This window comes from Flavobacterium sp. J27, from assembly GCF_004303025.1.
In the GTDB taxonomy this organism is placed as follows: domain Bacteria; phylum Bacteroidota; class Bacteroidia; order Flavobacteriales; family Flavobacteriaceae; genus Flavobacterium.
In genome coordinates this window covers 303,351-324,968 of the sequence record NZ_PJQW01000001.1, presented here as the reverse complement: position 1 = coordinate 324,968, position 21,618 = coordinate 303,351, and the positions used below count along the sequence as shown (strand labels likewise).

20 protein-coding genes are annotated in these 21,618 nt (G+C 30.2%); 7 read left to right on the top strand and 13 right to left on the bottom strand.

All coding sequences use genetic code 11. The features are described from left to right. The first annotated feature begins 36 nt into the window (after positions 1 to 36). Together CX675_RS01320 and CX675_RS01315 are read left to right on the top strand one after the other, a co-directional pair. The gene (locus CX675_RS01320; protein ID WP_130733413.1) at positions 37 to 927 is read left to right on the top strand and encodes a DUF6607 family protein; all 891 of its coding nucleotides are present in this window, start codon (positions 37 to 39) and stop codon (positions 925 to 927) included. A 5-nt stretch (positions 928 to 932) separates the two neighbouring features. Beyond that, a complete protein-coding gene (locus CX675_RS01315; protein WP_130733412.1) occupies positions 933 to 1,280 on the top strand; it encodes a DUF6686 family protein in 348 nt (115 codons plus the stop codon). Between the two features lie 32 nt (positions 1,281 to 1,312). Here the strand turns inward: CX675_RS01315 and CX675_RS01310 are convergent, their stop codons facing one another. The 8 genes from CX675_RS01310 to CX675_RS01275 all read right to left on the bottom strand — a co-directional run bounded on the left by CX675_RS01310 (position 1,313) and on the right by CX675_RS01275 (position 10,227). Then, positions 1,313 to 1,642 (bottom strand): 2Fe-2S iron-sulfur cluster-binding protein, encoded by a 330-nt coding sequence (locus tag CX675_RS01310; RefSeq protein ID WP_130733411.1) that lies wholly within the window; start codon positions 1,640 to 1,642, stop codon positions 1,313 to 1,315. Continuing rightward, positions 1,642 to 2,700, bottom strand: coding sequence for an NAD(P)/FAD-dependent oxidoreductase (locus tag CX675_RS01305; RefSeq protein ID WP_130733410.1), 1,059 nt, complete (start codon positions 2,698 to 2,700; stop codon positions 1,642 to 1,644). The genes CX675_RS01310 and CX675_RS01305 overlap by 1 nt, the downstream gene beginning before the upstream one ends. Before the next feature lie 84 nt (positions 2,701 to 2,784). After that, complete coding sequence (locus CX675_RS01300; RefSeq protein ID WP_130733409.1) at positions 2,785 to 3,024, bottom strand: NifU family protein; 240 nt, start codon at positions 3,022 to 3,024, stop codon at positions 2,785 to 2,787. Between the two features lies 1 nt (position 3,025). After that, positions 3,026 to 4,168, bottom strand: a complete 1,143-nt coding sequence (locus CX675_RS01295) for an Mrp/NBP35 family ATP-binding protein (RefSeq protein WP_130733408.1) — start codon at positions 4,166 to 4,168, stop codon at positions 3,026 to 3,028. Between the two features lie 196 nt (positions 4,169 to 4,364). Next, positions 4,365 to 5,672 carry a TolC family protein gene (locus tag CX675_RS01290; RefSeq protein ID WP_130733407.1) on the bottom strand — a complete coding sequence of 436 codons (1,308 nt, stop codon included), beginning with the start codon at positions 5,670 to 5,672 and terminating at the stop codon, positions 4,365 to 4,367. Further along, entirely contained in the window at positions 5,665 to 8,091 is a 2,427-nt protein-coding gene (locus CX675_RS01285) for an ABC transporter permease (protein ID WP_130733406.1), read from the bottom strand. The genes CX675_RS01290 and CX675_RS01285 overlap by 8 nt, the downstream gene beginning before the upstream one ends. 174 nt (positions 8,092 to 8,265) lie before the next feature. Further along, on the bottom strand, positions 8,266 to 8,967 hold the full coding sequence (locus CX675_RS01280; protein ID WP_130733405.1) for an ABC transporter ATP-binding protein: 702 nt from the start codon (positions 8,965 to 8,967) through the stop codon (positions 8,266 to 8,268). 18 nt (positions 8,968 to 8,985) lie between these two features. Next, complete coding sequence (locus CX675_RS01275) at positions 8,986 to 10,227, bottom strand: efflux RND transporter periplasmic adaptor subunit (protein WP_130733404.1); 1,242 nt, start codon at positions 10,225 to 10,227, stop codon at positions 8,986 to 8,988. Between the two features lie 227 nt (positions 10,228 to 10,454). Between CX675_RS01275 and CX675_RS01270 the strand changes: the two genes are divergently transcribed. After that, on the top strand, positions 10,455 to 11,804 hold the full coding sequence (locus tag CX675_RS01270; RefSeq protein WP_130733403.1) for a sigma-54 dependent transcriptional regulator: 1,350 nt from the start codon (positions 10,455 to 10,457) through the stop codon (positions 11,802 to 11,804). 3 nt (positions 11,805 to 11,807) lie between these two features. Next, on the top strand, positions 11,808 to 13,139 hold the full coding sequence (locus tag CX675_RS01265; protein WP_130733402.1) for a PAS domain-containing sensor histidine kinase: 1,332 nt from the start codon (positions 11,808 to 11,810) through the stop codon (positions 13,137 to 13,139). On the opposite strand, the gene CX675_RS01260 is transcribed toward CX675_RS01265, so the two are convergent. The 3 genes from CX675_RS01260 to trmB are packed head-to-tail and all read right to left on the bottom strand — an operon-like array spanning position 13,140 to position 14,796. Next, positions 13,140 to 13,487: an MGMT family protein gene (locus CX675_RS01260; protein WP_130733401.1), complete on the bottom strand. Its 348-nt coding sequence runs from the start codon at positions 13,485 to 13,487 to the stop codon at positions 13,140 to 13,142. 1 nt (position 13,488) lies between these two features. Beyond that, positions 13,489 to 14,118, bottom strand: coding sequence for a LysE family transporter (locus tag CX675_RS01255; protein WP_130733400.1), 630 nt, complete (start codon positions 14,116 to 14,118; stop codon positions 13,489 to 13,491). Beyond that, positions 14,119 to 14,796 carry a tRNA (guanosine(46)-N7)-methyltransferase TrmB gene (trmB, locus tag CX675_RS01250; protein ID WP_130733399.1) on the bottom strand — a complete coding sequence of 226 codons (678 nt, stop codon included), beginning with the start codon at positions 14,794 to 14,796 and terminating at the stop codon, positions 14,119 to 14,121. A 154-nt stretch (positions 14,797 to 14,950) separates the two neighbouring features. Between trmB and CX675_RS01245 the strand changes: the two genes are divergently transcribed. Together CX675_RS01245 and CX675_RS01240 are read left to right on the top strand one after the other, a co-directional pair. Further along, positions 14,951 to 15,772 carry a UDP-2,3-diacylglucosamine diphosphatase gene (locus CX675_RS01245; RefSeq protein WP_130733398.1) on the top strand — a complete coding sequence of 274 codons (822 nt, stop codon included), beginning with the start codon at positions 14,951 to 14,953 and terminating at the stop codon, positions 15,770 to 15,772. Positions 15,773 to 15,784: 12 nt separating this feature from the next. Then, entirely contained in the window at positions 15,785 to 16,831 is a 1,047-nt protein-coding gene (locus CX675_RS01240) for a glycosyltransferase (protein ID WP_130733397.1), read from the top strand. Here the strand turns inward: CX675_RS01240 and CX675_RS01235 are convergent. Both CX675_RS01235 and CX675_RS01230 read right to left on the bottom strand, forming a co-directional pair. Then, positions 16,814 to 17,854, bottom strand: a complete 1,041-nt coding sequence (locus CX675_RS01235) for a cell wall metabolism sensor histidine kinase WalK (RefSeq protein WP_130733396.1) — start codon at positions 17,852 to 17,854, stop codon at positions 16,814 to 16,816. The genes CX675_RS01240 and CX675_RS01235 overlap by 18 nt on opposite strands. After that, complete coding sequence (locus CX675_RS01230) at positions 17,854 to 18,537, bottom strand: response regulator transcription factor (protein WP_130733395.1); 684 nt, start codon at positions 18,535 to 18,537, stop codon at positions 17,854 to 17,856. Before CX675_RS01230 ends, CX675_RS01235 begins: the two co-directional genes overlap by 1 nt. Before the next feature lie 176 nt (positions 18,538 to 18,713). Here CX675_RS01230 and CX675_RS01225 point away from each other — a divergent pair, with 176 nt between their 5' ends. After that, positions 18,714 to 21,485 carry a TonB-dependent receptor gene (locus CX675_RS01225; protein ID WP_130733394.1) on the top strand — a complete coding sequence of 924 codons (2,772 nt, stop codon included), beginning with the start codon at positions 18,714 to 18,716 and terminating at the stop codon, positions 21,483 to 21,485. The last annotated feature ends 133 nt before the right edge of the window (positions 21,486 to 21,618 follow it).

Below are 21,618 nucleotides of genomic sequence, written 5' to 3'. Positions count from 1 at the left end.
TTGCCTAAGAAATTTATACTAAAACCTTATATAATCATGAGAAAAGCAGTTAGCATTTTAATTTTAAGTATCTTATACACAATTAGTTATGCTCAAGAAAAACAAAAAGACATCGAATCAATAAAAAAAATGTGTGGTTGTTATGAAGTAAAATTTAATTTTACAGAGACATTTCAAACCGTATCAGATTCTACACATAAGCCATCACCTACTAAAAAAGATTATGGTTTAGAATGGGTAGAATTAGTAGAAGAAACACCTAACAAATTAGTCTTACAACATTTGTTACTTGTAAATGATCAAATGATTATCAAACATTGGAGACAAGATTGGTTATATGAAAACACCGATTTTTATCAGTTTTACAAAGACAAAACATGGAAATATGTTGCTTTACAACCAAAAGAGGTAAAAGGACAGTGGACGCAAAAAGTATATCAAGTAGATGATAGTCCGCGTTATGAAGGCACTGCTTCTTGGATACATAAAGATGGTAAAGACTATTGGATGAATACAACAGATGCTCCACTCCCAAGAAGAGAACATACTATTCGTAAAGATTATAATGTATTAGAACGTAGAAACATTCATGAAATAACATCCTATGGCTGGCTACACGAACAAGACAATAGAAAACTCGTACGCGATAACAAAGGAAATGATACTGAAATTGCTCAAGAAAAAGGTTTAGATTTATATGTTAAAGTAGACAATTCAAAATGTTTAGCAGCACAAAACTGGTGGAAAGTGAACCAAAAACTTTGGAAAAATGTAAGAGATAAATGGCAAACTGTTTTTAATAAAAAACAAGATATCCAATTAGAAAACACGGTTGATAACAAACCTTTATTTTCACATTTATTTGATTTAGAACCAACAGCCACTAAAGAAGAAACAGATAAAATTATTGATTCATTTGTAAAATAAATAGTATGTGCCATCATTTTAAATACCTAACCAAAAATAAAAATGGTTTTTTGATTTACTGTTATAAATCGAAAGCCTATCAGTTATCGTATAAAAACTTAAATTTTAATCTATCAGATTATGAATTAAACAGTTTGGCTAGGTATTTAAAAGATATCGATTGCGCCTATTGGGAAAAGGAATATGAAAATTCGATTTATGAGAAAAAAATTCCTATTCCTACCTTGCAAAATAATTTCATGATTCTTTTAGAACGTCACGAAGTTGTGGAATTAGTATCCTTACTCGATTTTAATAGAAAATCTGGATTTCTTTCCTACAATGATATTAATTATCCCATGAATTTAAATTAAAAAAAGCGAGATTGAATCTCGCTTTTTATTTTTTATTGTTCTGGTGCAATTTCTATTTCCAAGCCATCCAAATCTTCTGTTAGATGTATTTGACAGCCCAAACGGCTATTTTCTTTTACATGATACGCTTCTGAAAGCATGGCTTCTTCATCATCATTACGTTCTGTTTTTAAAACATCATTTAAAACATAACATTGACAGGAAGCACACATGGCCATTCCGCCACAAATACCGATAGTTCCTTCTTCCGCTAATTCATAAGAACGAATTAACTCCATCACATTCATATTCATATCGGTAGGAGCTTGCACTTCATGAAGTACTCCCTTTCTATCTGTAATTTTTATGGTAATGTCTGTCATTAATCTATCGATTTTACAACTGCTTTCTCAGCTTCTTTTCGGGTTCCATCAAAACCATCTACACCAGATACAGTCGTATATTTTAATACATATCTTTTCCCAGGATTTAAACGATTATACACACTTTGACACATTAAAGTGGCTTCATGAAAACCACATAAAATCAGTTTTAACTTACCTGGATAAGTATTTACATCACCAATGGCATAAATACCTTCAACATTCGTTTGATAATCTAGCGCATTATTGACTTTAATGGCATTTTTTTCGATTTCCAAGCCCCAATTAGCAATAGGTCCTAATTTTGGGGTTAACCCAAATAAAGGGATAAAATAATCGGTTTCAACATGCATACGTGCCCCATTGATTTCAATATCTAAAGATTCGATACGTTCACTTCCTTTAAAACCTACTACCTCAGCTGGAGTAATTAGTTTAATTTTCCCTTCTGATTTTAATTCCTGTACCTTTTCAACTGAGTCTAAAGCACCTCTAAATTCATTTCTTCGGTGTACCAAAGTAACAGATTTAGCAACATTTGAAAGGAAAATACTCCAATCTAAAGCAGAATCTCCTCCACCAGCAATTACAATGTTTTTATCTCGATATTTTTCAGGATCTTTTACAAAATAATCCACACCTCGATCTTCTTGCTCATAAAACTCAATGTCTTTTAAAAGTGGTTTTCTAGGTTCAAAAGTACCTAATCCACCCGCAATTGCAATGGCTTTGGCTTTATGTTGTGTTCCTTCTTTTGTGGTAACAATAAAAGTTCCGTCTTCTTGTTTTTCAATAGTTTCTGCTGTTTCACCTAAAGTAAAACCAGGTTGAAACTGTTTAATTTGTTCCATTAAATTAGTCACTAAATCTCCCGCCAAAACTTCTGGATAACCTGGAATATCGAAAATTGGTTTTTTAGGATACAATTCTGCTAATTGTCCTCCTGGTTGAGGCAAAGCATCAATAATATGACATTTTAATTTAAGTAATCCTGCTTCAAAGACCGCAAAAAGTCCTGTAGGACCAGCTCCTATGATTAATATATCTGTTTCTATCATGTATTCAAAAGTTTAAAATCAAACAATATATAAGTCCAAATTTCTATGATTTAAACTACATATTCTATGATTTTTATCATCTTATTAAGCAATATTTTCTACCGTTTCAATTTGCGGAACATACTTTTTAATCGTAGTTTCTACACCTGCTTTCATGGTACTAATACTTAAACTACAACTGGTACAAGCTCCTTCTAAACGAACTTTAACATGCTTATCATCTACAATATCCACTAATGAAATGTCACCTCCATCTGAATTTAAAAAAGGACGAATTTCATTTAATGCTTTTTCGATGTTTTCTATGATTTCTTCTTTATTCATCTTATTTTCCTTTAACAGCAGCACAACCTGCCATTGTCGTTATTTTTATTGCTTCAGTTGCTGGTAAATTTTCATTTCTAGTAACAGTCTCCTGAACCACGTTTCTTGCTAATTCTTCAAAAGCTTTTTCTAATGGTGTTGCTGTTTGTAGAGCCGCAGGACGGCCATAATCTCCAGCTTCTCTAATACTTTGTACCAAAGGAATTTCACCTAAGAAAGGCACATTCAAGTCTTCTGCTAAATTTCTAGCACCTTCTTTTCCAAAGATATAATATTTATTGTTTGGCAATTCTTCAGGAGTAAAGTAAGACATGTTTTCAATAATTCCTAAAACAGGAACATTAATACTTTCATTGGTAAACATGGAAACTCCTTTTTTAGCATCTGCTAAAGCTACTGCTTGAGGTGTACTTACCACAACCGCACCTGTAATAGGCAACGATTGCATAATAGACAAATGAATATCTCCTGTACCAGGTGGCAAATCAATTAACATAAAGTCGATTTCTCCCCAATTGGCATCAAAAATCATTTGATTTAAAGCTTTGGCTGCCATTGGACCCCTCCAGATAACGGCTTGGTCAGGCTTGGTAAAAAAACCTATGGAAAGTAACTCCACACCGTAACTTTGTACGGGTTGCATTTTAGATTTCCCATCCACTTCAATGGAAATGGGTTTTGCATTTTCCACATCAAACATGATAGGCATGGAAGGTCCGTAAATATCAGCATCTAAAACACCTACTTTGAAACCCATATTCGCTAAAGTAACCGCTAAATTAGCTGTAATAGTAGATTTTCCTACACCACCTTTGCCTGAAGATACTGCAATAATATTACTAATTCCTGGTATGGCTTTTCCTTTGATTTCATTCGGTTGATCTTCTTTTTTAGGAGTTTCAACTTTGATATTTACTTTTATTTTAGCTTTTTCATATACTTTTTCATGAATGACTTTCATAATATCTACTTCAGTTCTTTTCTTGATATGTAATGCTGGTGTACTTAATACAACATCAACTACAACTTCATCTCCAAAAGTAATGACATTTTGAATGGCTCCACTTTCAACCATATTCTTACCTTCCCCTGCTACTGTTATCGTTTCAAGAGCTTTAAGAATTTCTTTTCTATCTAATTTCATCTCGTTAAGCGTTTATTTTGGTATTCCAAAGCAATTGAAGACAAAACAACTTTGAAATAACATGCTTTTATTATTTTTAATTCAAATTCTTATTAAGACTGAATTTGAATTGCAAAGATAGTCAGAAGTTTAAAAGTTTGAAAATATTACAGATTAAAGTTTTTATAATATCATAGGAATATTTTATACTTTCTATTTACAAGGCATTTACTTGTATTAAATGTATTTTAAAGACACTAAATTGAATCATTAATTCATTTTTTAGTAGCTCATATTCAGAGGTCAGCAAATTATTTTTAGACAAAGCAAAAGAATTCGTATCAATTTTTCCAGATGTATATTTTGCCTGAGTGGTCTGGAAAGAATTAGTGGCATGAAGTAAAACATTATTTAGTTTTTCCTGTAAAGAAATATAGTTCCTTTGATTATATCTTTCCAGTTCTAATTGTTTATCCCTCTTTTGATTTTCTGTTTCAATTTTTAATTTCGATTTTTCTGTTTCAATTTTTGCAGCATGTACCTTTTTTGAATTTTTAAATCCGTTAAAAACAGGTATATTTAATTGCAACCCTATTTGTTGGTTTTTATTATTCCCAATTTGATTATTAAAACTATCCACCATACTACTTGGCTGGTTTAACGGTTTATAATAAAAGGAAGAAATTTGGTAATACGCTGACAAAACAGGTAAATTAGCGGCTCTTTGAAAATGGATTTCTTTTAGGCTTTTTTCATAATTCAATTCGGCTACTTTTATTTTAGGATTTATGTTTTCATCAGTATTATTAGTAGATAAGGAAGCTAAAGGAATTTCTAATGTTATCATTTCTACAGTATCTATTACAGAAAAATTAATTAACTGGAACAATTGTATTTTTTGAATTACATAGGCTTGCTCTGTTTCCAAAAGTCTTTTTTCATCTTGAGAAAAGAGAAATCGAATATCATATAAATCGCTTTTAGGTTTATTTCCAATTGCAACTTCTTTTTCAATCCTATTCAAGTTTTCTTTAGAGTTTTGCAATTGTTGCTGTTGAATTTTAAATAACTCTTGCATAAATAATGCTTGATAAAAACTTTCTAATACCTGAAGCTTGTATTCATTTTCAATCACCTCTTTTTCTGCTTTAGTAATCGCTAGATTTAGTTTGTTTTTTTGAATAGTGGCCAAGGTATTAAAATCGAATAAATTCATCTGAGCATTTAAATAAAAATTGTCATACTGAATATTTGAACTTACTCTTCCATTAGTTGCAGGATCAATAGTTGAACCGAAATTATAACTTTGACTAGCTGTAAAATTAATACTAGGCATCATTTCATTTAAAAGGGAAGGGTTGCTTTTTTGCGTTCTTTTTATTTCCAACTGTTGTATCTGTATTTCAAGATTGTTTTCCATAGCAATAGCGATACATTTTTGCAATGACCAAGCTAATTCTTGGCCATTTGCAAAAACATTGGTTAAGCAAAAAATAAGTAGAAATATGTTTATCTTTTTATTCATATTTTAAATATTTTAAAACATCAACTTTAGTCGCCTGATATGCTCTAGAAAGTACCACTACAAGTGTTAATATTAATAAAATGATAAATCCAATAAGAAAAGGCAGAAAAGAAATTGTAATTCTGTAAGCAAAATCCTCTAACCATAGACTTAACAAATAATACGCTGGAAACACAGCAATTAAAAAACCTATGACACAGAAAACGATATATTGTTTAGAGAGTTCTTTTAACAAAACATTGGTTTCGGCACCTAATGTTTTTCTTATAGCAATCTCTTTCATGCGTCTTTGAATAGAATAACTAGCTAAAGCGAATAACCCAAAAAGTGCAATAAGAATAACAACGATATTAAGTAGTGAAAATAAATTCTTTTGTCTGACAAACTTATCAAATGTTCTCGCATAATTTTTATCTACAAAATCATAATCAAAAGGATATTCTGTATCTACATTTTTTACCCAAAATTTTTCAATTCCTTCTATCGTTTGTTCCATATCTTTGGCCTCTACTTTAACATAAATCGTATTTACATTCTGCATAATCCACTGTATCGTTTTAAAATGAAAAAATGACATAGGTGGAATTTCTGCTTGAGGTCCGTAAAGATGAAAATCTTTAACAACACCTATTATTTTAAGTTTATTTCCATTCCAATTTACTTCTTTTCCAATAGGATTTTTTTCATTCATCATTTTTTGAACTGTTTCATTAATCATCATAGAATTAATGGTATCTGACGCGAATTTTTCATCAAAGAGTCTTCCTTCTTTTAGTTGAATCTGCATCATTTGTAACATCCCAAAATCGACAGCCATATTTTGTCCTTGAATATTAATTCCATTATAATTAAAACTAGAAGAAGAAGTAGCTCCGTTTCCAAATTTAAACGCTCCTGTTGAAACTTGTTTTACTCCTTTTATTTTGCCCAATTCTTGCTTAATGGTTTCATATCGATTAAAAAGCTTTTGAAGGTAATTTTCGTCTTTATCGTCGGAAGGGTTTCTATAAGAAATAGCTAAAACCTGTTCTCCTTGAAAACCTAAATCTTTGTCTAACATGAATTGTACTTGTTGATATACTATGTAGGAACCAACTATAAAAAAAGTAGCAATAGCAAATTGAAGAATTAGCATACTATTACGCAACCAAACTCCTCGTTTGCTTCTTCCAAAATTTCCTTTTAGCACTTTCAGTGTTTCAAAATTGGATACATAGATGGCTGGAAAAATCCCAGCAACAATAACTGTTACGATAAAAATGGTAATAATTTGCAAATAAAACTGATTGCCATGAATAATTAGTTCTTTATATAAAAACTCATTGTAATAAGGCAAAGACAATTCTACAAAAACTAAAGCAAGAACAATTGAAAATAAAACCATCAAAATAGTTTCAAAAACAAACTGTTTAACAATATTGCCTTTGGATGCTCCAATAATTTTTCGCACCCCTACTTCTTTAGCTCTTTTTATAGCATTGGCAGTAGCTAAATTAACATAGTTAACGATAGATAGAATTAAAATTAAGAAAGACAATCCCATTAAAATGACGAGCATTTGATAATTTCCTCTACCTTCAGGGTAACCGTTTGTTTTAGAATGCAATCTAGCCGTTTTTAAAGGTTCTAAAATATTATTAATCTTTCCATACTTTTCAATATATTTTTCAACCGTAATCCCTTCTTCTTTAGCTTCTTTCTCCGCTTTGTATTTAAAAAAAAGATTGTTTAGTATCTTTTCTACTTTTACCTTTTGAGAGGGATCTTTTAATTTTAATAGTAATCCAAAATTAAAATTACCCCATTGGTCTTTGTTTTCCTCTAATTGCTTATCGATAATATTGGTTACCGCTTCTGGTGCAATAGATGATTTAGAATTGTTTTTATAAATTCCTCTTACAACAAGTGTTCGTCCTGAATACTGAAGTTGTTTTCCCATTGGATTTTCATCCCCAAATAATCTTTGAGCTACTGCTTGGGAAAGAGCAATACTGCCATTGTCTTGTATGGCTGATTTTCCATCTCCGCTAATAAATTCGAAAGGAAAATAATCAAAAAAATTATTTTGAGCATCAAATATTTTAGCCACTAATTCTTTTTTGCCTTTATAGGTTATAATTTCATTATAATACCATGTGTTAAAATAACAAAAAGAAGATACCTCAGGAACTTGAGTAAGATATTGAGCTAAAGGACTACAAGTATACCCCCAAATGATATCATTCCCTAAATCGCTAATTACTTGATGTACATTTTCACTCTCTGGATTCCAATCGTTATAACTTTGCTCATCATTCCAATATAAGATAGCAAAAATTAAACCAGCAATACCAATACTTAACCCTATGATATTAAGCGCTGTAAAAAGTTTATTATTCTTTATGTGATACATAAAAAGGTTTATCCAATTTTTAAACATAACTATTCGTTTTGATTGATGATTTATTTATTTGTAATAGAACTTAAGGGACTCGACATTTTCTCCACTTGCCACAAATTATTGCTCGTTCTATTTTTCGAGATTTGAGTTACAGCCAAGATACTTACTAAAAAAGTACTTATTAAGGTGATTATTTTTATCTTGTTTCTTTATTTAAGAGAGGAACACATCTACATTTTTACTATTATTCTTTTCAGAGAGAATCATTCCGTCTTTCATGATAATCGTTCTTTGTGAAAAAGAAGCGTCATAATTAGAATGCGTTACCATTAAAATTGTAGCTCCTTGTGCATGCAAATCGGTTAACAATTCCATTACTTCATTTCCGTTTTTTGAATCTAAATTTCCTGTTGGTTCATCAGCTAAAATAATTTTAGGGTCATTAATAAGCGCTCTGGCAACTGCAACACGTTGTTGTTGTCCTCCAGAAAGTTGTTGGGGATAATGTTTTAAACGGTGAGCAATACCTAAACGATCAGCTATATTTTCAACTCTTTTTTTTCTTTCTGATGCTGGAACATTGTTGTAAATAAGTGGTAATTCTATATTATCATATACCGAAAGTTCGTCGATAAGGTTAAAATTTTGAAAAACAAACCCTATATTTTGCTTTCTTACTTTTGCTTTTTCTTGTTCTTTAATTCCTATCATTTCCTGATGCAACAATTGATAACTTCCTCCTGAAGCACTATCCAGAAGTCCAACAATGTTTAGAAGTGTTGATTTACCACTTCCTGACGGTCCCATAATGGTTATAAATTCACCTTGATTAATGGTAATTGAAACCTCGTTTAATGCTTTTGTTTCTACTTCTTCCGTTTGAAAGACCTTAGAAAGATTTGTAATTTGTATCATGACGATTCGTTTTTTGATTTATTCTTTAATATTTAAAACTTGAATTTCTTGGTAATCTTTATAGGTTGACGTGATTACATTTTCACCTGGTTTCAAACCATCTATTACCTCATAGTATAAAGGGTTTTCTCTCCCTAATGTTATTTTTCTTCTTACTGCTTTATCATCTGCTACTACAAAAATCCATTTTCCAGCTGTTTCCTGATAGAAACTTCCTTTAGGTAGTATGGTGGTTTTCGTTTTTTCAGAGAGATTAATTTTTACGCCAAATGAAATTCCTTGATTCAGTTCTAAATCCTGACTATCTGTAAACGCGAGTTCTACAATAAATCTTCCATTTTTAACTTCAGGAATAATTTTTGAAATTTGAACATTTATAATTTTACCTTTAAAATCCACCGAACCCTTTTGACCTTCAGCTACTTTACTTAAATAAAACTCATCTACATCTGCCACTAGTTTATATCCTTTCATAACATCTATAGTTCCTATACTATTCCCTTGTGTAAATGTTTTTCCTAAAATAGGCTCAAATGACGATAATCTCCCTGAAAGTGGTGCAGTAATTAAAAAATTATTTTTATTATCTCTTAAAATACGTAGACTTTTATTCATAATTTCAATAGACTGATTCAACTGATGAATCTGAATTTGGTTGGCTTGTTTTTCTTTCGTTACACTTTGCTTAATAATATCCATTCGTTCTTTTTGAAAACGATAATTTTCTTGTGTTACGGTCCATTCATTTTTAGCCAATATTTCTTGATCGAAGAGTTTTTTATTCAACTCATATAAATTTTTAGCATCTTGAAAATCGTGTTCGATACTAATTAAATCTTTAGCTAAACTCAATTCTTGATTACGTAAGTCTAGTTTGGCTTTATTTAAATTATTTACTTGTTCAATAATAGCTGTTTCCTGTTGCATATAGTTTAATTCAGTATTAGGATTATATAAACGTACCAAAGGCTGTCCTTCTTTGACCAAATCACCATTTTCAACATAAATTTCTTGTACCGCACCTCCTTCAATTACATTTACCAGCATCGAATTTAAAGGAATTGCTTTGGCTTGAAATAAAATAAAGTCTTCAAAAAAATCTGAAGAAACTTTCTTAATCGTTATTTCGGCTCTTTTTACACTTAAACTCTTCTTTTTTGTCATGGCAGTAATTACAAAATAGCCTAAAAGCAAAATTGCAGGAATAACTAATAGTAGCTTCTTTTTTTTATTATTTTTACGATTGATGAGAGTGTCCATTCTATTTTTTTATATAATAAGAATGGAATTTCATGCCAAAAAACAAAAAATCACAAAACACTATCTATCAGTAATATAAAAACACACAACAAATCAAAAGTGTTCGTTTCTGAACAATATTTGTCCGAAACTGAACACCAAATACATCTAAAAAAACAGCATCAAAAAAGAAAAATCTAAAAAACAGTACCTTTATTGAATCTTTTTTCCAAAGTAAGCTAAGAAAAATGAAAAAAACACAAGCTAATATTTTAATTATAGACGATCAAGAAGACATTCTTATTTCAGCAAAAATGCTTTTAAAAAAGCATTTTGAAAATATTTATACCTTGAACAATCCAAAAAATGTAATCGAACTTCTAGCCAACAAAACAATAGATGTAGTGGTATTAGATATGAATTACCGAATCGGTTTTGAAGATGGAAAAGAAGGATTGTATTTTTTAAAAGAAATCAAAAAACTATCTCCTGAAACAATTGTTATTCTAATGACTGCTTTTGGAAAAGTAGAAACAGCAGTAGAAGGATTAAAATCTGGCGCTTTCGATTATGTTTTAAAACCTTGGGATAATGAGAAGCTATTAGAAACCGTTAAAAAAGCGGTTACTGAATTGAGAAAGCATAAAAGAAAAGCAACACAAAACACCGTCGCCGATTCTTTTTTTATGGGTACTTCTAATGCCATTAAAAAAGCATATGAGTTAGCAGAGAAAGTAGCAAAAACAGATGCCAATGTGCTTGTTCTAGGAGAAAATGGCACGGGAAAATATGTTTTAGCGCGTTATATTCATTCCCATTCGATGAGAAAAGAAGCCGCTTTTATTCATGTTGATTTAGGCTCTTTAAATGAAAATATTTTTGAAAGTGAATTATTTGGTTATGCTAAAGGAGCCTTTACGGATGCCAAAATGGATACTCCTGGTCGTTTCGAAGTGGCTCAAAAAGGAACTCTTTTTTTAGATGAAATAGGAAACGTTCCTATTCACCTGCAAGCCAAATTGTTGCAAGTTATTCAAACCAAAACCATTACTAGATTAGGTGAATCTAAACCAAGACCTGTAGATGTTAGAATTATTTCTGCAACTAATTTAAATTTAAAACAAGAAGTTGCCGAAAAACACTTTAGAGAAGATTTGTTTTATCGTATTAACACTATGGAAATTATATTGCCTCCATTACGAGAAAGAATAGAGGACAAAATTCAATTAGCGCAATTTTTATTAGAGAAAATGATGACTAAATATGAAAGAGAACACGTTTCTTTTGACGAAAAATCATTGGAACAAATTGAGAAACATGCTTGGAATGGTAATATCAGAGAAATGGAAAATAGAATTGAAAGAGCTATAATTTTGTGCGAAAACAACCGTATTACATCAGCTGATTTAGATTTAGAAACAATTACTTTTTATGAAGAAAGCACAGAGGATTTGCAATTGTCGGATATAGAAAAAATAACTATTGAAAAGGTATTACTTAAAAATGAATACAACATTAGCAAATCGGCTGAAGAATTAGGCTTATCTCGTGCTGCTTTATACAGAAGAATTGAAAAATATAATATTACCACTACATAAATTATGTTTACCCCATTAAAAACACACCTACAATTATTCTTTAGAATTGTTCTAATTCTTATCATTTTAAGTTGTACCGCTTTTCTATTATATACTTCTCTATACTACACTGCTATTTTTACAGGTCTAGTTGTCTTTTTATTACTAGTGGAACTTTATCTCTATTTAAAAAACACATTTCTCTTTTATGATAAAACCATTCAAGCCATCTTACAAGATGATTTCTCAGCTGATTTTTCTAAACACAAATCTTATCATCAATATGCTTCTCTTTTTAAATTATACAAGAGATTAAAAGAGAAACAAAAAGAACAACTTTCCCAAGATATAATTTATCGTTCCATTTTAAACAATATTGAAACTGGAATTTTAATTTTACAAAAAGAAGAACAGGATTGGGTGATTTTTCTAATGAACGATTTTTTTTCCTCTCATTTTGAAGTTCCAAAATTATCTAGATGGCACTATTTAAAAAAACAACTACCTTCTCTTTGCTCACTAATTGAAGAATATGACTTTACGGAAATTAAAACTTCATTGCAAATACGGGTAAACAATCAAGATACACAAACATTTGTAATGCAAACTTCAAGAACTAAAACTTATAATCAAGAGTATTACATTGTTCTATTAGATTCTATACAAAAGGTTGTAGACAAAAAGGAAAAAGAAGCTTGGATTAATTTAATGAAAGTAATCTCTCATGAATTATTAAATTCGCTTACACCTATTCGTTCTCTTTCTCAAAACTTACAAGAACTAGTTCAGCAAGAAAGTCTTTCCACAGAAGATATTGAAGACATGAGGTTAAGTGTCAAAACCATGTTAAACCGAAGTAATCATTTACAGCAATTTGTAGAAAGTTATAGAAAATTAGCAATGCTACCTACTCCTAAAAAAGAAAAAACGGAACTGACTGAAATTATAAATAACGGATTAGAAATTATGCTTCCCTTATTTAAGAAAGAAAAAATTGAAGTAGTAAACTCTATAGATTTCAGGTATTGGTTTTTGGTAGACAAATTACAGATAGAACAAGTGATTATTAATTTATTAACCAATAGCATGTATGCTTTAACAAATGAGACTCAGAAACAAATTACTATTTCAGCCAATGTTCAAGAAAAGAGACTTTTCATTACTATAACTGACAATGGGAATGGAATAGATTCTGAAATTGAGAATAAAATTTTCCTTCCTTTTTTTACCACCCGAAAAGAAGGTGCTGGAATAGGATTAACCTTATCCAAAAACATCATTGAAGCACATGGTGGTTATTTGGTATACCAAAAGAATGAAAACAAAACGTCATTTACTATTTGCCTAATTTCCTAACTATAAATTATTTGGAATTTTAGGTTCCCAAAAGTACTTCTCAAAGTCTACAATTTGATTATCTTTTACTGGTATACCTTCGTTTTCTAAAAGCTGTTGCATTAAATTGGTTCCATCAAAATGATGTTTCCCAGACAACAATCCTTTTCTATTTACCACTCGATGGGCAGGAACATCATCTTTATTATGACTTGCATTCATTGCCCAACCCACCATTCGAGCAGAGCGTGCTGCACCTAACGCTTTGGCAATAGCTCCATAAGAGGTCACTTTTCCTTCCGGTATTAAACGAACAATCTCGTATACCCTTTCAAAAAAATTATCATTATTTGCAACTCTATCTTTCAAACTAAGAAGCTACCATTTTATAAATAGAAGAGATTGCTACTATACCTGTAATAGCTGCGATAAAGAAGTTTATATTTTTAATTAGAAACCCTACTTTATCTTCTATTTTTCTAAAAACCATCGCATAAATATAGAAAACCAATAAGGTTCCCAGCCCAGCACCTATGATAAAACAAAGATTAGATAAAGGGGAAAAATCAAAAACATTCTTAGATGACAACGTTAGACTTGCAAACACATAATAGGGTATCGCAAACATATTAAAAGAGGATAATACAACTCCATAAAAAAAACGATTTTTTTTGCTTTTGATGGTTACTTCCCCCTTTTCTTTCTTAGGTTTTTTTAATCCATTGTAAATAAAAACAATCGTTAATACAATAAAAATTACTACCGCAAATTTCTTTAAGTTTTCGCTAATAACAGGATGACTATCTAGAAATTTAGCAAAATACAATCCTAAAAAACATTGTATAACAACAATTAGAGCCGCTCCATAACCAAAAAGCAATCCTGATTTTTTTGTTTCATTTACACTAAGCTTAGCAACCATCATATTCAACATTCCAGGTGGAATAATCCCGATGAAAGCAATAAAAAAGCCTAATAATAAAGAGATCAAATATTCCATTTATGGTTTAATCTTAAATTGTATATATGTAATTGGTTTATTTACTTCTAAATACTGTTTTTCATAAAACGTTTGTATATTAACTACTTCATATGGAGCTCCTTCATTTTTATATACATTATGATTAGCATACACTACCTCATGTCCTTCACCATGTAACAAACCTAAGGTATAACCATGCATAAATTCGCTATCTGTTTTTAAATGCATTAATCCATTCGGTTTTAATATTTTTTTATAGCGTTGTAGAAATTCAGAATTTGTCATTCTATGTTTTGTCCGCTTATATTTTATTTGCGGGTCTGGAAAAGTAATCCATATTTCATCCACTTCATTTTCATGGAAGCAATGTTCTATTAATTCTATTTGAGTTCTTAAGAAGCAAACATTTTTCATCCCAGATTCTACAGCTGTTTTGGCTCCTCTCCAAAATCGCGCTCCTTTTATATCTATTCCAATAAAATTTTTATCAGGATATTTTTCAGCTAATCCAACAGAATATTCTCCTTTACCACAACCTAATTCTAAAACAATTGGATTTTCATTTTTAAAAAAATCACTATTCCATTTCCCTCTTAAAGCAAAACTATTTGAAACTACTTCTTCTCTTGTTGGCTGAAAAACATTGTCAAAAGTTTCGTTTTCCTTGAATCGCTTTAATTTATTTTTACTTCCCACTTTTCTAATTAATTTTTGACAAAATTAATGAAATAAAGTTTTGATAATGATTGATTAACTTTAATTAAAGGTAAAATTTATTCTTTTGTAGGATATTTATCTTATTAAAACACTTTAATTCAATAAGATAAAGCATATTTTTTATTGGTACAAAATGAAAAAAAGGAAAGTAGAGCTAGTCGTAATTTCAGATGTTCATTTAGGAACATATGGATGTCATGCCAAAGAATTATTAGAATATTTATCGTCTATAAAGCCAAAAACTTTAATTTTAAATGGCGATATTATTGATATTTGGCAGTTTAGAAAATCTTATTTTCCAGCAAGTCATCTTAAAGTGATAAAAAAAATTATTTCTTTGAGTACCAATGGGACCAAAGTGTACTATTTAACTGGAAACCATGACGAATTTTTGAGAAAATTTACCGATTTACATCTTGGGAACTTACATTTACTGAATAAACTTGTATTAGAATTAGATGATGAAAAAGCTTGGATTTTCCATGGAGATGTTTTTGATTCTTCAATAACTCATGCTAAATGGCTAGCCAAACTAGGCGGTTGGGGTTACGATTTATTAATTTTAATCAATCGTTTTTTAAACTGGGTATTGGTTCAATTTAAGAGAGAGCCTTATTCTCTTTCAAAAAAAATAAAAAACAATGTAAAATCGGCTGTGAAATTTATAACTAACTTTGAAAACGTTTGTACTGAGCTAGCTATAGAAAAACAATATGATTATGTAATTTGCGGACATATACATGAGCCCAAAATCGAAACCATAACTACAGCTAAAGGGTCTACAGTTTATTTAAATTCTGGAGATTGGATAGAAAACCTGACTGCTTTAGAGTACAACAAGAAAAAATGGAAACTCTATAAATACAAACCACAACAAGAATATAATACTGACGAATTATATTTTGATTATGAAAATAAATTAGCCGAACAATTTATATCGATACTAAAAAAATAATTTTACACGCTGATGCCAAAAAAAATTCTTATTGCTCCTTTAAATTGGGGTTTAGGTCATGCTACCAGATGCATTCCTATTATTAAAGCGCTTGAAAAAAATAATTTTGAACCTATAATTGCTTCAGATGGTTTAGCTCTTGCCTTATTAAAAAAAGAATTTCCTCATTTAACCCATATACAACTCCCTTCTTATAATGTAACCTATGCTGAAAAAGGAAGTAATTTTAAATTAAAATTATTTTCTCAGGTACCTAGTATTGTTAAAGCGATTAATCAAGAAAAAAGAGTTACCGAAAAAATTATTGCAAAATATAATATTGAAGGCATTATTTCTGACAATAGACTAGGTGTTTATTCTAAAAGCATTCCTTCTGTATTTATTACACATCAATTAAATGTTTTAACGGGTAACACGACTTGGATAACCACAAAATTACATCATTACTTTGTAAAAAAATTTACTGAATGCTGGGTTCCAGATAAAGAAAAAGGCCCCAATTTATCAGGAGATTTAGGTCATTTGGAAGAACCTTTTAAAAATATAAAATATATTGGTCCTCTAAGTCGACTTTATAAGAAAAGCGCTCCTATAAAGTATGATTTAATGATTATTCTTTCTGGTCCTGAGCCACAAAGGACTTTATTGGAAAAAAAATTAACAACTGAACTTAAAGGATACAAAGAAAAAACGCTTTTTATTCAAGGAATTGTAGAAGATGAACAAAAGATAACAGAAAAGAACAATGTTACTTTTTATAATTTTATGAATAGCGAACAAATAGAAATTGCATTTAATGAAAGTGAAAAAATTCTTTCTCGATCAGGATATACCACTGTTATGGACTTAGCTCAATTAGGGAAGAAAGCGTTTTTTATTCCTACTCCTGGTCAATATGAGCAAGAATATTTAGCTAAAAAATTCAAAAAAGAAGGTATTGCTCCAAGTTGTAAACAAGAAAATTTTCAAATGGAGAAGCTAAACAAAATAGATTTATATAGAGGTTTCAGCAATTATACTACCGATGTGAGTTGGAAAAAATTATTTCGTCTTTTCTAAAGTAAATGAAAATTCAGAGCCTATTCCATATTGACTTTCTACATATATTTTCTCATTATGTCCTTCAATAATATGTTTTACTATAGCCAGTCCTAGTCCAGAACCACCTTCACTTCGAGCACCACTTTTATCTACTCTGTAAAACCTTTCAAAAAGACGGGAAATATGTTGTTTTTCAATCCCTTCTCCGTTGTCTGTAATTCTGATAATCACTTTATTATTCACTAAATCTTCAATACTCACTTCCGTTGTTCCTCCTTGTTTTCCGTATTTTATGGAATTCATAACAAGGTTTGTTACTACTTGTTGTATTTTTTCTTGATCGGCAATTACTTTTATAGGCTTATAAACTGCATCAAAAGTTAAAGAAATATTCTTTTTTGAAGCTCTCATCTCTAAAAGTTCAAAAACATTTTGTATCACTTCAACGATATTAAATTCAGATAATTCTAGATTAAGGTCACCCGTTTCTAATTTAGTAATCATATCTAAATCTTTTACGATATAGATTAATCTTTCCACACCTTTTTCGGCTCTTTGTAGATATTTCTTACGAATATTTTTATCATCCATCGCACCATCTAATAAGGTTAACAAATAACCTTGAACAGTAAATAAAGGTGTTTTAAGCTCATGAGAAACATTACCTAAAAATTCTCTTCTATATTCTTCTCTAATTTTTAGGGTTTCAATTTCTAACTTTTTATCTCTAGCGAATTTTTGGACTTCTCTAGTAAGTGTAGCCATATCTGTAGTAACTGGCTGATTTCTAAATGAAGCATTTTCAAGTAGTGAAACGTCATCGTAAATCTTTTTTACTCTCCTATATATAAAGCGCTCCACCCTATACTGTAAAACAAAAAAAGAAAAAACATAAATGATTAAAGCAAAACCTAAGACAAATAATGGATTGCTTTTTAACAAAAAATAATTAAAGAAAAACAATACTCCCGATGAAAAAAGAGTAATATAGGTAGCCGATTTAACAGCAAACTTGTAAGATTTTTTAAAATTAATAACCATTAAAATTCTACCTTATAACCTACTCCTTTAATAGTTTTAAAGAAATCGTCTCCAATTTTTTCTCTTAATTTACGAATATGCACATCAATAGTTCTTCCTCCTACAACCACTTCATTACCCCAAACTTTATCTAAAATTTCTTCTCGGGTAAAAACCTTACCTGGTTTTGTTGCCAAAAGATAGAACAATTCAAATTCTTTTCTAGGCAACACAATTTCTTCGTTTTGACGAATTATTTTATATTCTTCTCTATTAATTTCTATATCTCCAAGTCGTAAGGTGTCTGTGGTAGTTGAATCATCTTTTAAGCGTCTTAAAAGCGCTTTTACTTTACTAACTAGAATTTTTGGTTTAATAGGTTTAGCAATATAATCATCGGCTCCTGCATCAAAACCCGCTACTTGAGAGTAGTCTTCAGAACGAGCAGTTAGAAAAGTAATTATGGTATTTTCTAATTCTGGAAATTTTCGAATATTTTCACAGGCTTCAATACCATCCATTTCTGGCATCATAACATCCATAATGATTAGTTGAGGAAGTTCTTTTTTAGCTTTGGTTATCGCTTCTTTCCCATTAGTCGCAGTTATAATTTGATAGCCTTCTTGTGATAAATTATACCCTACAATCTCTAAGATATCTGGCTCATCATCAACTAATAAGATTTTAATTTCCTTTTTTTTCATAAAAAATATGCGTGTTTCTTTGTCGTAAAGGTAAAGATAATATAAAAAGATTCAAGTGCTTAACAATAATTTAATGACTTTACATTTAATTAACTTTATAGCAACATTTTTATAATTTCTAAGTAACAGTCTAGTAACCTACTTCAAGTTCCTTTGCACCAAAATTCAACAACACAATGAAACTAAAATTTTTACTAGGCTTTTTGCTATTAACTACGTTAACATTTTCTCAGAATGGAACCGTAAGCGGAGTAATCTCAGACAAAGAATACAACAACGAACCTTTGCCATATGCAAATGTTATAATTAAAGGAACGAAAAAAGGTGTCTCAACTGATTTTGATGGAAAATACTCAATAAGTCTTGAGGCTGGAAATTACACATTAGTAATTGGATATTTAGGATATGAAACTGTAGAGATTCCTTTCACTTTAGCTAAAGGAGAAAAAAAGGTAATTAATTACACATTAGCTGCTAGTGGTGTACAATTAAATGATGTTGTTATTACGCATTCAGTTACTAAAGAAAGTGAACAAGCTTTACTTCAAGAACAACAAAAAGCTGTTGAAATTGTACAAGCTATTGGTGCTGAAGAAATTTCTAAAAAAGGGATTAGCGATGTAGCTGCTGCGGTAGCAAAAACTACTGGTATTTCTAAATCTGAAGGAAGTGGTAGTGGAGGAATTTTCGTGCGTGGTTTAGGTGATCGTTATAATATGACAACATTAAACGGATTGCCATTACCATCTAACAATCCTTCTACAAAAAATATCTCTTTAGATTTATTTTCTACTGACATTGTAGAATATATAGGCATTGATAAAACTTATAGTTATAAAAATTATGGTGATTTTGGAGGTGCTAATATCAACATTAATTCAAAAAGATATGTAGGTAGCGGACTATTGGAAATTGGCACTGGTTTTGGAGTAAATAGTAATGCTGTTTCTCAAGATAAATTCTACCTACAAGATGGTCCAAAATTTCATGGCCTTAATAAAGTATCCATACCTAACAATCCATTAGGTGGTTACAATTTTACTACAAGCTGGGATAAACATGCTGAAACCCCAGTAAATAGTTCTTTATTTTTAAGAGCGGGTAACTCATATTCTATTGGAAGCAATAGCAAACTTAGTTTCTTTCTCAACGCATCTTTCGATAATGGATTCAACTTTTATGAGGGTATTAAAAGAGGAAATGTTACAACGCAGGGAATTGCTCTACAAGATTTAAACAAAAACGTATACAGCTATCAAACTAGTACAAACTTAATGGGTAATATTAATTATAAAATTAACAACAACCATACTCTTAAGTTCAACACAATGTTTATTAATACATCTTCTCAAAAACATGAAGAATATAGAGGTGAATTAAGTTTGTTTGATAACACTACAGGAGATAGAGGTTTTATTCGTCGTTCAACATTTGACAGAACTACATTATTAATAAATCAATTACTTGGAGAACACTCTTTTGGAGAAAGATCAAAACTAGATTGGGGTATTTCTTACAACATGTTAAATAATGTTATTCCAGACAGAATGCAAAATACTTTTGTTCCAGTTGATGAAAATGACCCAAATTCAATAATGACATTTTCAGAATTAAATCAATCTGATAGTCATAGATATTATCAAGATTTAACAGATGATGAAATTGCTGGTAATTTATCATTTTCTTACAAGTTTAATAAAAAAGAAGATGACTTTAAAGGCAAAGTAATCGTTGGCGGAAGTGCTCGTTCTAAAGAAATTAGTTTTGAAGCAACTCAATTTAATTTTAAGATATTTCCACAAACACCTGGCTCTGAATACCCAGTTGATTTAAACTTTATAGACAATGCTTTCAATCAAAATAACTTAAATGCTGGTTTATTTGAAATTAGAACTTTTAGAGGAAACTCTAGCGATTCGAATGCATTAGACCCTCAAACTTATGGAGGAACCCAAGATATTGTAGCTGGTTTTGGAGCCGTTGAATATCAATTCTCACCTAAGTTGTTTGTTATAGCTGGAGTAAGAACCGAAATGATAAAGCAATTTATCGATTACAATACTTCGATTAAAATTGGCAAAAATTCATTTGAAACAATAGAAGTATTACCATCATTGACTGCTAAATATGAATTAAAAGAAAATCAAAATTTAAAATTAGCTGCAAGTAAAACATATACTTTACCTCAGTTTAAAGAAAGAGCTCCTTTCTTATTTGAAGAAATTGGACAAAACTATATTGGAAATCCTGATTTATACAACTCAACAAATTATAATTTAGATCTAAAATGGGAATTTTTTCCTAATAAAAGTGAAGTAATCTCTTTAACAGGCTATGGTAAGTATATACAAAATCCTATTAACGAAATCACCGTTGCTTCAGCGACAAACGATATTTCTTGGGCTAATACAGGAGATAATGCTTTAGGGTTTGGAGCAGAGTTAGAAGTTAGAAAAAATATCTTCTCAAAAGAAAATCCTACAACATCGAACAATACAGTTTTCTCAGGCGGACTTAACATATCGTATTTAAAAACTACTCAAGAACTAAGTAATGAAAAAGTTTCAAATGAAACAAGTATGGCAGTTCAATTTACAAATGACAAGTCTGCACTAAGTGGAGCTTCCGACCTATTAATTAATGCCGATCTTAGTTTCAATAAAGATTTCACAAAAAACAGATCTATTTCAACAACATTATCCGCTTCTTACTTCTCAGATCGTATTTATGCATTAGGAGTATATGGAAAAGGAGATTTAGTAGATAGTTCAGTTGTTAGCTTAGACTATATCTTAAAATATAAACTAAATGAAAATCTTAGTTTTGGCTTAAATGCAAAAAACTTACTTGACCCAACTATTAAAAGAACACAAGAAGATCAAAATATAATAGTAGATTCTTTTAAAAAAGGAAGAACATTTAGTTTCTCAATGAAATACACTTTTTAAAAACCCATGTTAACATAACATTACCAATAAAGCCCTGAAACAAAATCAGGGCTTATTTTTTTAATATTTATATAACATTCACTTAATTAAGGTATAACAAGCACCTTATACATTTGCATAACTCAATTAAATT